This window comes from Marinimicrobium locisalis (genome assembly GCF_039822625.1).
In the GTDB taxonomy this organism is placed as follows: domain Bacteria; phylum Pseudomonadota; class Gammaproteobacteria; order Pseudomonadales; family Cellvibrionaceae; genus Marinimicrobium; species Marinimicrobium locisalis.
This window is the reverse complement of sequence record NZ_JBDLLG010000031.1, coordinates 34,510-45,616: the sequence shown is the minus strand read 5'-3', so window position 1 is coordinate 45,616 and position 11,107 is coordinate 34,510. Positions and strand designations below refer to the sequence as shown.

The 11,107-nt window shown below is 49.9% G+C and carries 18 protein-coding genes; 4 read left to right on the top strand and 14 right to left on the bottom strand.

From position 1 onward, the window contains the following. Nucleotides 1-486: 486 nt before the first annotated feature. On the top strand, nucleotides 487-798 hold the full coding sequence (locus AAE514_RS16960) for a hypothetical protein (RefSeq protein ID WP_347332750.1): 312 nt from the start codon (nucleotides 487-489) through the stop codon (nucleotides 796-798). Nucleotides 799-874: 76 nt separating this feature from the next. On the opposite strand, the gene AAE514_RS16955 is transcribed toward AAE514_RS16960, so the two are convergent. Further along, complete coding sequence (locus AAE514_RS16955) at nucleotides 875-1,150, bottom strand: hypothetical protein (RefSeq protein ID WP_347332749.1); 276 nt, start codon at nucleotides 1,148-1,150, stop codon at nucleotides 875-877. Between the two features lie 30 nt (nucleotides 1,151-1,180). Then, entirely contained in the window at nucleotides 1,181-1,546 is a 366-nt protein-coding gene (locus AAE514_RS16950) for a hypothetical protein (RefSeq protein ID WP_347332748.1), read from the bottom strand. 108 nt (nucleotides 1,547-1,654) lie between these two features. Between AAE514_RS16950 and AAE514_RS16945 the strand changes: the two genes are divergently transcribed. Continuing rightward, entirely contained in the window at nucleotides 1,655-1,906 is a 252-nt protein-coding gene (locus AAE514_RS16945) for a helix-turn-helix domain-containing protein (RefSeq protein ID WP_347332747.1), read from the top strand. On the opposite strand, the gene AAE514_RS16940 is transcribed toward AAE514_RS16945, so the two are convergent. From AAE514_RS16940 to AAE514_RS16910, 7 genes are all read right to left on the bottom strand, one after another. After that, on the bottom strand, nucleotides 1,895-2,452 hold the full coding sequence (locus tag AAE514_RS16940; RefSeq protein ID WP_347332745.1) for an NHL repeat-containing protein: 558 nt from the start codon (nucleotides 2,450-2,452) through the stop codon (nucleotides 1,895-1,897). The two genes, AAE514_RS16945 and AAE514_RS16940, sit on opposite strands and share 12 nt — an antisense overlap. A 228-nt stretch (nucleotides 2,453-2,680) precedes the next feature. Then, complete coding sequence (locus tag AAE514_RS16935; RefSeq protein WP_347332743.1) at nucleotides 2,681-3,172, bottom strand: tetratricopeptide repeat protein; 492 nt, start codon at nucleotides 3,170-3,172, stop codon at nucleotides 2,681-2,683. A gap of 637 nt (nucleotides 3,173-3,809) precedes the next feature. After that, a complete protein-coding gene (locus tag AAE514_RS16930) occupies nucleotides 3,810-4,109 on the bottom strand; it encodes a hypothetical protein (protein ID WP_347332742.1) in 300 nt (99 codons plus the stop codon). 161 nt (nucleotides 4,110-4,270) lie between these two features. After that, the gene (locus AAE514_RS16925) at nucleotides 4,271-4,564 is read right to left on the bottom strand and encodes a hypothetical protein (protein ID WP_347332741.1); all 294 of its coding nucleotides are present in this window, start codon (nucleotides 4,562-4,564) and stop codon (nucleotides 4,271-4,273) included. Between the two features lie 310 nt (nucleotides 4,565-4,874). Then, nucleotides 4,875-6,374, bottom strand: a complete 1,500-nt coding sequence (locus AAE514_RS16920) for a hypothetical protein (RefSeq protein ID WP_347332740.1) — start codon at nucleotides 6,372-6,374, stop codon at nucleotides 4,875-4,877. After that, entirely contained in the window at nucleotides 6,367-6,702 is a 336-nt protein-coding gene (locus AAE514_RS16915; RefSeq protein WP_347332739.1) for a hypothetical protein, read from the bottom strand. The genes AAE514_RS16920 and AAE514_RS16915 overlap by 8 nt, the downstream gene beginning before the upstream one ends. A gap of 30 nt (nucleotides 6,703-6,732) precedes the next feature. Then, nucleotides 6,733-7,101: a hypothetical protein gene (locus AAE514_RS16910; protein ID WP_347332738.1), complete on the bottom strand. Its 369-nt coding sequence runs from the start codon at nucleotides 7,099-7,101 to the stop codon at nucleotides 6,733-6,735. 162 nt (nucleotides 7,102-7,263) lie between these two features. Here AAE514_RS16910 and AAE514_RS16905 point away from each other — a divergent pair, with 162 nt between their 5' ends. Further along, entirely contained in the window at nucleotides 7,264-7,500 is a 237-nt protein-coding gene (locus AAE514_RS16905; protein ID WP_347332737.1) for a helix-turn-helix domain-containing protein, read from the top strand. 26 nt (nucleotides 7,501-7,526) lie between these two features. On the opposite strand, the gene AAE514_RS16900 is transcribed toward AAE514_RS16905, so the two are convergent. The 5 genes from AAE514_RS16900 to AAE514_RS16880 all read right to left on the bottom strand — a co-directional run bounded on the left by AAE514_RS16900 (nucleotide 7,527) and on the right by AAE514_RS16880 (nucleotide 10,389). Then, nucleotides 7,527-8,024 (bottom strand): hypothetical protein, encoded by a 498-nt coding sequence (locus AAE514_RS16900; RefSeq protein WP_347332736.1) that lies wholly within the window; start codon nucleotides 8,022-8,024, stop codon nucleotides 7,527-7,529. 80 nt (nucleotides 8,025-8,104) lie between these two features. Continuing rightward, nucleotides 8,105-8,347 carry a hypothetical protein gene (locus tag AAE514_RS16895; RefSeq protein WP_347332735.1) on the bottom strand — a complete coding sequence of 81 codons (243 nt, stop codon included), beginning with the start codon at nucleotides 8,345-8,347 and terminating at the stop codon, nucleotides 8,105-8,107. Next, the gene (locus tag AAE514_RS16890) at nucleotides 8,340-9,665 is read right to left on the bottom strand and encodes a hypothetical protein (RefSeq protein WP_347332734.1); all 1,326 of its coding nucleotides are present in this window, start codon (nucleotides 9,663-9,665) and stop codon (nucleotides 8,340-8,342) included. The genes AAE514_RS16895 and AAE514_RS16890 overlap by 8 nt, the downstream gene beginning before the upstream one ends. Continuing rightward, entirely contained in the window at nucleotides 9,658-9,993 is a 336-nt protein-coding gene (locus tag AAE514_RS16885; protein ID WP_347332733.1) for a hypothetical protein, read from the bottom strand. The genes AAE514_RS16890 and AAE514_RS16885 overlap by 8 nt, the downstream gene beginning before the upstream one ends. Nucleotides 9,994-10,023: 30 nt before the next feature. Continuing rightward, nucleotides 10,024-10,389 carry a hypothetical protein gene (locus tag AAE514_RS16880; RefSeq protein ID WP_347332732.1) on the bottom strand — a complete coding sequence of 122 codons (366 nt, stop codon included), beginning with the start codon at nucleotides 10,387-10,389 and terminating at the stop codon, nucleotides 10,024-10,026. 144 nt (nucleotides 10,390-10,533) lie between these two features. Between AAE514_RS16880 and AAE514_RS16875 the strand changes: the two genes are divergently transcribed. Continuing rightward, nucleotides 10,534-10,695: a hypothetical protein gene (locus AAE514_RS16875; RefSeq protein WP_347332731.1), complete on the top strand. Its 162-nt coding sequence runs from the start codon at nucleotides 10,534-10,536 to the stop codon at nucleotides 10,693-10,695. Nucleotides 10,696-11,107 lie beyond the last annotated feature (412 nt).

Sequence of the window (11,107 nt, the reverse complement as noted above, 5' to 3'; positions counted from 1 at the left end):
AAGCCACCTGGGGTGGGTCAAAATTATTGGCCAGAGGTGGGTCAGTTTAGATGGCCATTAACACATTCATTGAAAAGGTGCTGTATGGCAGCCCCAACTGCTAACCAGGCCAGGCACGGCGATGCCTTCCCTATAGGCCTGAAGAGTTGCCGCAAAAACTGACGCCCTGGTTCACCTTTATTTTGCCTTTGAAATAAGCCCATTTTTGTGCACTCAACACTTTATTTAGGCGCAAAGTTTACGTAGACTGGTTGTATATCCAGCTTCTGTAGTTTGGCCGTTTTGCTTTCCGGTACGCCATGCTCTGTGTCATTCAGGTTCGAGGGCTTGCCGGAGAATGTGCCAAAAGTGTGCCAAAGAGGGTGGGTAGCGAAGGGAAGGAGGCCGAATGCAATAGCAGGCCTCTTTCATACATAAAAGGCGCTAGCCTTGGGTGCGCCAACACCCAAGACTAGCTGACCATCACCGACTGCAAAGGAGTCGATAATGGCTGACGCGAAGTTTACTCAAAATACGTCCAGCTGTCACAGCCTTCAGGCGCTGACAGCCCTTCCCACCCTTAAGCCGGTTCTGTTCTTTGACCCGGCCGCCAATACACTCGATTTGGTGGATACCGCCACTCACCGGCTGGGCGCGGCCCAGAAGCTGCTGGAGCTCACCGCGTCCTGCCACATGCAGGACGCCGATAATCAGGCGCTTGGAGTGGTATCCGAAGCGGCCTACCTGCTGCTGTCCGACGGTTACGACCTGTTCCAGGCCCTGGCGGCCAGGGCGCTGGAGCCAGCGACGGAGCATTAGCCGGCGGTACCGGCCACCGGTCGGTGGCCGGGGTTACGCTCCGGGCTCAGCCATGGCCGGTGAGCCCGGAGCGAGGCTAGTCGTCCACCAGGGCGCGGTAGAAACTGCACACCTGCTCGGCGTATACACACCAATATTCGTGTTGTATCAGCGTAGCGGGAGATGTATTTCCACAACGCTGCAACGCTTCCAGCTCCACTTCCAGTTGTGCTTGCACCTGTTGAGCGGTCTCCAGCAGCATTTCCGGAGAGAGTTGCTCGCGCTCAACCCAGCGCGCCAACTCCCCCACCGGAAAGTTCGGCGACATCTCAAACCGGCAAATGCGATGTTTCAGATCGGAGAAGACAGACATACCTCAACATCCTTGAATTGGCTGGGAAAGTCAGCGCTTTGAGCGAAAACGGCGCGGCTGACGCAAAAACGCCAGCCCCGCCCGGTTGTTGGGGTTTTCACACACCGCCTGGTAGTACCGGCGCACCTGCCGACAGTGGCCCAGCAGCTCGATCAGCGAGCCGTCGGCCACCGGATCGACCTGTCGAGCCTGTGTCTCGCGGCCTTTCGGGGAGGCCCGCACCGCCCAGGAGGCTTCCAACTCCTGGGCTAAATCCTGTTCGACGTCATCCAGCCGGGCCAGAATCAGCTTGTCGCACTCCCGTTCGGCCCAATCGGCGAACCGGGGGAGGACGTCCCCCTCCAGGGAATGCCGGGTTAGCTCAAGGCGGGACCGGACCGCTTGTTTGTTCAGCATATAGGCTCTCCATGTCCAGAGAAGGGTTTACACATCAAAATGCTCTGATACCGGAGCAATATTGGGGCAATTCCCTGAGAAAATCAAGCTCCGATGTCGGAGCACTCTATGAATATTATCGGCCCCCGGGCCCAGTACATGCGTGAGACCCAAAACCTGACCCAAAGTGAGCTGGTGGCACGCTGCAACCTGCTCGGGTGGGACATCAGCCGGGGTACCCTGGCCAAAATCGAGGCTCGGGTGAGGCGGGTGACCGATGTGGAGGTAATGCTGTTGGCCAAGGCGCTTGGAACACCTGTCGAGCAGCTGTTCCAAGCTGCGCCCAATGAACCCGGCGAGCCGGCCCCATCAATCCGGTAAGGTCACTTTCGCCCCGCTTTCCAAGTCCACGATATACACGTGGCCCTCTGCCATAACAAGGGCCGCCTCCCACTCAGGCGCATACTCGAGTGCCCGGGATGAGACGGTGGTTGAAGCACCACTCCCCGAGACCGAGCTCGCCACTAGACGCTTATCCCCCGTACTCAGGTCGACTTCTACAACGCTGTCATTCACTGAGTCCAGATATAACAACCTTCCCTTATCCGTCATGGCAATTCCCTGGCTCAACCCCTCGAGTTCTGGCCCGGCATAGTCCCCAGCGTTGCCCGTCAATGCCAGCCCTACCGGTGTCTCCCAGTCCAGGTGCACGGACCGAACTACGGCCACTCCCGCTTCCAACTCAGACCAATAAAGAATCCGGTTGTCTTTATCATAGGCTAACCGCATGGGTTCAACAGGTGGATAACCGCCGGCAAAGGCATCAATGATCACTTCTCGATCCCCGGTGTTCACATCAATCCGAAGCAGTGCCGCGGAATCATGGTCTACAACCAGTATCTCCGACCGGTTGTCACCGAACGCCATATCCTTGATTGAGCCTAAATCGGGGCCCGATACAACGCTCTGAACACCACCTCTGGTATAGTTTTCCACCGAAGGCGCAATGTCCGGCGATTCTACCAACACATAGCAAACGGGAAAGATATTTCTCGATTATATATGCGCGCCTTTTTGAACTATATTATCTTACTAAAACGCACTTACAATTATAGCCCATATTGGCTAAAACAGACTTTTTTCGGCCTCAAAGTACTAGCAATCCCACGCTTTATCATCAGGCAGTTCGCATTCAACAATATATCTATATTCCGACCCTGCGGAGGTATCGCCTTTATCCCATGCCGACTTAAAGTATTCGGATGCCCTTCTGAGATTCTTTTCCACACCAAGATTTTCATCTCCGCTCTTATATAAGTGCCCCATTGTTTCGAGAGCCTCTGGATAATCCAATTCAACGGATTTTCGGAGCCACTTTATAGCAAGGGGAAACGCCTCATCTATACCATAGATATTCGCCAACAAATTAAAATCCTTGTAAAGCCTATACATAGCTGAAGCATCGCCATTTTCCGCCACAGGAAGATCATTTTCAATAGATTCAACGTAACCGCTGAGAGCATCAATCCTGTTTTTGTCCGTTATCATGTTCACAAGCTCTTTATAAGACTCATCCTCCACACCGGAAAGACAGTGCCCTGAAACCAAAAAAAGAGCGACAAATAATATACTATTTTTTGAAAGCATTATAAGAACTCCAACCACTACTGATAATCAGCACTCGAAAGCCTAACAGACAGATCTTTCGATATCTCTTCACAAACATTTGAAACCCCTTCGAATGACAAAAAGAAGTAGTTACCTATATATTCACTATTCTTGAGACTCACCTCTTCTCCTTCTATAAGCAATACAAATCTTCTAACAACGATGACATCTTTCGAGCACTTAACTTCCGCCTTGTATTTTCTCCAAAAACAGAACCAACGACTCGAAGTAATCCCAACTTCCAACACCTAGGACATGGCACTCAACCTTTCCATCATCGCTTTTCCTTTTTGCTATAAAATTTTTTGGATTAATTCTCACAACCCTAAACCTTTATTTACACTTTCTCTAGACCTCTGAGATCTTTTATTTTATTCTCGGTTTTATTGATCACCTTATTCCACTTGGTTTCGTTCAGATATAAGCTCTGCGGCCTCTCGGCCCTCCAATAGCTCTCTAACTCTTATTTTCCCCTCACTTCGTAACTCAAAATCTTGCCTAGCGTAGGCACTAAGAAGAGCATTCGGATCAATCTACTCTGGAATTTTAGCTTCCTGTTCCAAGCACCACTTTCTAGCTTCTACATTTGACAATGCATGATCAATCGGGGTTTTATTTAAGTACAAGAATCGCCATCCGCCTGAAATACAGCGTCATCCCACTCCGGATTTTCAGATGCTTCGTTGGGTTTATCGTTACCACTTTGTCTTTCGAAACCGCCGCCTTTCCCGGCCCCATCCTTGATCTTTCCTTCGCGCCCCTCGGGGCCGATGTAATTCACATTATTGCGGAATTGGTCGACCGTCTCCTCGTTGCTCGTTACATGCGTACCGGCCACGTCAGTGACGGTGTCCACCGCCTGGGGGGTGCGCTCACCAACCGTTTGGTTGAGTTCTTCGTTAATCGGAATGGTCACAGCAGCCTTAACCGGTCGGCCCACGGCGCCCTAAATCGCAGATGCCGCGAGAACCATTCGGCGTCCGTATTTTCCTATATCGCAGAGCGCAACGGCTCGATCTTTCGAATCTCTGGCACACGAAATGTGCAAAGTTCGGCGGATTGTTAAACGCTCTACATTCATATCCCAAGTTTGCGCTGAGTCTCACATATGATATTAGCTTGTTTTATTCTCTTTAGTCGTTCTTTCTCAGGATTATCTGGGTTCTTGGAAAATTTATAGTCCTTGAAAAGCGTATCTTCCCACTTCTTCCTTTCCTCTGGGGAGCTGTTATTCCCTACCTTTCTATCAATGACGCCCTCGTAATATTCAATACAGGAAGACTCAAATAGAATAATCTGAGTTTCGAGGGCAGATTTAGCGTTTGCAGATATAGAGATGAACGACACAACTATAGTCAAAGCTATTTTCATATTTTATTCCTCACTTATTTTTAACAGGGCATTCGGAATCACCCCAAAAGATTTCCATGATATCGACTCCTCTAATGACACGCTCAACGCTTCGGAAAAGTAGACCCATCCGGGTCAACACTGGAACCTAGCGCTGTTGCAGCTCATAATTCACTTCGAAAGTCGAATCGATCCATATTTGGACACTTAATTCAAAATCAGATTATACTGCTAACTGGCGATAGAATTCTCGCCCTTGTCTGACACATATTTTTTAACACCCTCCCTTACCTTTTCACACACGTTGTTTTAATCTAATAGAATGTTTTCATTATTTTTCTGGATTACATGGCCTGCCCTCCAACACTACTTTAAACCGTTTTTTATTTCTTTCACTTACATTTTCAGTTTTGAAGTTCAGATCAACGGGAACTAACTCTTTCTCCAGTCGACCACGCACTATCGAAAGGTTTATAGTGTCTTTCGCGTACGCGGAAAGATACTTTTTTTCATCATGATTCAATCTTTTAGAACTCTCAATCTTCTTTAGTGCCAACAAAGAATTAGATATGGCATTGTTCCATTCTTTTTTTTCACAATACAAAAAACCTCTTAGCAACAACTCCGTATAGGTCTCTTCAGGAAAGGCTTTTTTCCCTTTGTTCAAGAAGTGAAGCGCTTCATCGTCATCCGATCTTGCGACACACCGAAACGCTCTATTTAAAAAGTATGAGGCACGTAATGCGCCATATATTCTTTGGATCATCCCCCTTTCTCCAGTTTCGGCCTCTGTGTTGGCCCAATTTTGAATTCCATCGGCCCACTTGGCGCCGATGGGTTCAACCTCCATCGGGGTTTCTCCGGGGAACGCATAGGGCAGATAACCAGGTGTTCCCTGGCTACCACGAGCCAAGCCATCAAACAGCATTCCCCCCAGCTCAGTGGTGTTATCCAGAGTAGAACGACTAGCGCCGCCGAGCAGAGTTAACCCGATGTCCCGTAGTTCACCGTCCAGATCCCCCATATCCCGGCGGGGGCCATACTGTGCTTCATGCTCCTCGATAGCTGGCGCACGCCAGCTCGAATACTCCTCGCGGCTGGCCTGCTCTTGGAGAGAGCCCAAGATTGGGAGGGGGAAATCCTTCAGCTTTTGATTGCTCTCACCCTGAGCGGTAAAGTATTGCTCTTCCGTGTCGCTCCAAACCCCGTTCAGAGTGTCTTCCAAAGAAGCGATGTACGCATCGGACTGCTCCTGCTGGGCTATCTCAGCTATCAGCCTTTCAGATCGGTTTTCCAGTTCGGCGGCAAACTGTTGTTCCAACTGCTCGTCCATGTAAACCGGAACACCGCCTACTTCCATGGCGGCAATATCACCGTTCTGGTCCAAATACAGCTTTAGGTTCTCCGGGACTTCACCGCCATTTTGCTCTGTCAGTTCTTGAAGGAGCTGGGCGCGTAACTGCTGGTTGCTGGCATCCAGTTCCGGCGTCAGATCACCGGTCACGCCCAGCGTTTTTTTAGCCTGCTCCCAGCCCGCTTTCAGTTCAGTGTCGTCCCCGAGCTTAGAGGCGTTATCGGCCATCTTGGCGTAGCTGTCCGGGTCAACCACGCCGCCCAGGTTGTTGCCCCACTTTTTGAGAGTGTTTTTATCACCGCCGGCGGCGAGGTTTTTCACAGCCTCAACCGAGTTGGTGCTGACATACACATCCGTGTTCTCGTCTTTGTCTTTGAGGACTTCCTGGGCGTTGGCGGCTCCGGCAAAAAGGAAAATAACGGCAATTACGCCAATAGCTAAGCCAATACGCGAAAGGCCGCTCCGCCACTCAGTCATTGCTTTCCGCGCCTGAAAGCTTTTCAATCAACGCCAACCTATCCGCCGCTTCCGGGTGGTGAACCAAGGCGCGGTAGAACCCACACACCTGCTCCGCATAGAAGCACCAATATTCGTGCCGAATCAATGTCGCCGGGGAGGTTTTTCCACAGCACTGCAATGCCTCTAGCTCCACTTCCAATTGGGCTTTTACTTGTCGGGCGATTGCCAGCAATAGTTCCGGTGAGAGGTTTTCACGTTCCGCCCAGCGGACCAGCCCACCCACCGGAAAGTTCGGCGACATCTCAAACCGGCAGATGCGATGTTTCAGTTCGGAGAAGACAGACATACCTCAACATCCTTGAATTGGCTGGGAAAATCAGCGACTTGAGCGAAAACGGCGCGGCTGACGCAAAAACGCCAGCCCCGCCCGGTTGTTGGGGTTTTCACACACCGCCTGGTAGTAACGGCGCACCTGCCGACAGTGACCCAGCAGCTCGATCAGCGAGCCGTCGCTTGATGGATCGACCTGCCGAGCTGGAGCGGAACGCCCTCCTGAATACGCGCGGGCGGCCCAAGCCCCATCCAACTCCCTGGCCAGTTCCCGCTCCACGTCATTCAGGCAAGCCAATATCAGCTTGTCGCATTGTTGCTCAGCCCAATCGGCAAACTGAGGCAACATGTCGCCCTCCGGCGATCGGCACGCAAACTCCAACTGAGCCCGAATGGCGCTCTGCGTTAACTTCATCTTCCCTCCATGTCCCTAAAACACCTATTTAAAAGACTCAAAGGAGCGCCATACAGACCTCAAAAGTCTTTAAAAGACTACAAGTATATTTAAAAGACACCTCCGGTCAAGCATTCATGATATTTATAACCAATTCAAATAAGCCTCTATATCGCAAAGACTATGGACCGCAAACGCCTCGGTGAAAGACTCAAAATCGCCCGTGTCCGCAAAGGCATGAGCCAGATGGACTTGGTCGTCGCCCTTGAAGAGCACGGTGTACGACTCAACCAGAGCGCCATCGGCAAGGTCGAGCGTGGCGAGCGAAATTTGTATGTCCACCAGCTGGTGGCTTTGGTCCATGTACTGGAAATCTCCTTGGACTGGGCGGTTTATGGTGGTGAGTTAAGTGTTAGCTAGCCGGAGCGCCCTTAAACCTCCTACTACTACGCAGCTCTTTTCTCCATAACTGAGTCCCATTCTTGAAAAATCGTCTCTGGCAAAGAAGAGAACGCATATTCACAATCAGCCGCTCTAACTCCCAAAAACCTATCGCCGTAATCTACCAAAAGAACAGATAAAACCTTCAAAGTATTATATTTTTTTTCGCTATTAAGATTAACCTCAGTCGGAAAATCAACTCCCCTTTCCTCTTTTAATAGGTCATTATAGCTAAGCCCCATAACCTCTAAGACTCCATACAAATTCTGAATAAACTTCTTTTCATTCCTATCGTAAAGCAAAACGGAAATATCGAAGTCATTAACATCATCACTAACAATTAACGCCACATTACTATCGAAAATAAATAAAGACCCATTATGCCAGCACCACTCCAAGCAGAGGGGCCTTACGATTGATATCAAATCTCCCCCAGGAAAGACACCTTCTAGGTATTTATTTGAATTCATCAAACCGCCCTTGAATTTTCCTCCGGCGATCAAAGAAGTTACCCTCCATATCACCGCCCCCATCAATCAAACCTTTCTGCCAAATCCATCAAAATACTCCCTTATTGAGAAAGTCAACTTCTATCTACTATAACTCTTTTAAATTTCACCTCCAGCCAACGTATTACTTTCTCACTCGCTTCATCCAACTCCTCTCTAGATAACCCATTGGATTTTGCCGAATTTAAGTAGAGTATAATTCCGTCGTAAGCTAACTCAGTTTCATATTCAATACCCCCCCCCCTCAACGAGCATTTAACCGTATGACGATGCGGCATAGTTATTTCTGGATTATCGACCATATATTCCTCAATCATCTATTCTCTTGATTAGCTCTATTGCCTCTTTTAGCCCAAGCCCCCCGTCTAGAACAACTTCATTCCCCTTCAAAGACTTGATGATAACCCTATCAACATTATCATTATCAAGTAGAGTTGGAAGCTCCTCAGTTAAAAATACTCCCGATGGATTTGGATTATTCACTACAGAAAGAACCTCCCCCTGGGCCGACTTTGCGTAGTTGTTAGAAATCTTTCCCCATAACGTTCGGGCTTTGTCTCCATCAACATCGTCTACAGTTCCCTCAAACAGCCTTAGATCATCTAGCCAGCCGCCGCCTTCAGTTTTCTCCAGAGTTGTAAGATTATTTTTTTCGGCAAAATTCTCCGCCGCCTCTCTAGCTCCTCTTCCCGAATAGAATACCGCCTTATTCTTTTCCGTTTTAATGTTTAAAGTATTTATTTTTTCCTGTAGAAACTGATAACTTAAGTTAGATGGTGAAGCGTTTTCCTCAACATTCCAGCGTCTGGCTTCCTCAATTAAGTCCTTAGCGTTTCGAACCGCCTTGCTTTCACCAGCTGCCTCCGCCAGAACCAAACCCACGCGGTGCACTGCACTGCCCATGGTCGCTATGTTTTCCGCCATGCCAACAGTGGCGTCGAAATCTCTGGCCAGAGCGTTCAAGTCGTTAACCTGTTTGCGCAGCAGCCGAATGTTGCCCAAGTCATTCAACTTTTCTGCGTCAATCTGGTCATTCAACGCTTCCAATGCGGCCCTTGGCCCCCCATTGTCCAGGTCCCAAGCGTGCTCAACCACTTGGTCCCAGTCAATAGAACCGTACATGGTTTTGTCCTCAGCGCCGTCCATTCTGGCTTTCAACGTCCGGATACCCTCAAGCAGCACCAATTCTTCCTTGGTAGGTTGGCGCCCAGGCGCCTCCAACATGTTCATTAGTCCGCCGGAGGCCATTGGGTTTTGCTGTTCGTACTCTTCGGCACTCAGGTATTTCTCTTCGATGCCGAATGTATGCTTAGCGTCTGCAACGACTTCTGTCCAAGCTTCGCTGATCGCCTCCTGATCCGTGACGGCCTTAACATTATCGACCATTTGGGTGTAGCTGTCCGGATCGGCCACACTCCCGATATTGCTCGCCCACTGGTAAGCCGTATTATCCTCGCCCTTTTCTGCCAGCCCTTTCACAGCCTCAACCGAGTTGGTGCTGACATACACATCCGTGTTTTCGTCTTTGTCTTTGAGGATTTCCTGGGCGTTGGCGGCTCCGGCAAAAAGGAAAATAACGGCAATTACGCCAATAGCTAAGCCAATACGCGAAAGGCCGCTCCGCCACTCAGTCATTGCTTTCCGCGCCTGAAAGCTTTTCAAGCAACGCCAATCGATCCGCTGATTCCGGGTGATGAAGCAAGGCGCGGTAGAACCCACACACCTGCTCCGCATAGAAGCACCAATATTCGTGTTGAATCAATGTCGTCGGGGAGGTTTTTCCACAGCGCTGCAATGCCTCTAACTCCACTTCCAACTGAGCTTTTACTTGTCGGGCGATTTCCAGCAATAGTTCCGGTGAGAGGTTTTCACGTTCCGCCCAGCGGACCAGCCCACCCACCGGAAAGTTCGGCGACATCTCAAACCGGCAGATGCGATGTTTCAGTTCGGAGAAGACAGACATACCTCAACATCCTTGAATTGGCTGGGAAAATCAGCGACTTGAGCGAAAACGGCGCGGCTGACGCAAAAACGCCAGCCCCGCCCGGTTGTTGGGGTTTTCACACACCGCCTGGTAGTACCGGCGCACCTGCCGACAGTGGCCCAGCAGCTCGATCAGCGAGCCGTCGGCCACCGGATCGACCTGTCGAGCCTGTGTCTCGCGGCCTTTCGGGGAGGCCCGCACCGCCCAGGAGGCTTCCAACTCCTGGGCTAAATCCTGTTCGACGTCATCCAGCCGGGCCAGAATCAGTTTGTCGCATTGATGTTCGGCCCAATCGGCGAACTGAGGAAGTACATCACCTTCGAGGGAGTAGTGGGTCAGCTCCAGGCGGGACCTGACAGTATCCTTGTTTAGCATAGCGTCCTCTGTTGGCGGTTGATCCGATTCATCGCCCTTTGAATTCAATGATTACAAAGTAATCTTTGCAAGTCAACCCAGATGATTTCATTGTATTCTCTGAAATCATCGATTCTGGTACTACCTACTGGTCCGGCTTGCTGTATGAAAAAGAAAGATGCCGTTATCACCGTCCGTGTCGAGGCCGACGTCAGCCAAATCATTCAGCGCTTGGCTGAGGAGGATGACCGGTCCGTGGCCTGGATGACTCGGAAGCTGATTCTTGAGGCGCTGGAGAAACGTGGTTTAACCAAGTCATCGGCATAGGCTTCTTTTGTATGCTTTTTACTTCTCTCTTGTAAAACAAATAAGCACCGTAATGAGCAGCCTTGGCGAAACACTTGCCAAATGATTTAACGAACTTATTCCTCTCTGGGAGGCAAGGCCAATCGCCAAGCGTATTAGATTATTGACCAAATGAATTTCCCCACGAAATATGCTATCCCAAAAAATACAACTACCTGTAACATGCGAGCCAATACTTGATTTAGAGCCGCAAATACGAACCCACCGATAACTCCCGATAGAATTATCAACGAAAACCGAATCCACTTTTCCCAGTCAGGGTCGATAGCGTAGTATGTAATGGCGGAACAACCTACAGCGCCACACACAAACACAAAGGTGACCCAGCACTCGTAATTGTGCTGATTCAGTTCTCCATCCGATAAGTAGCTAT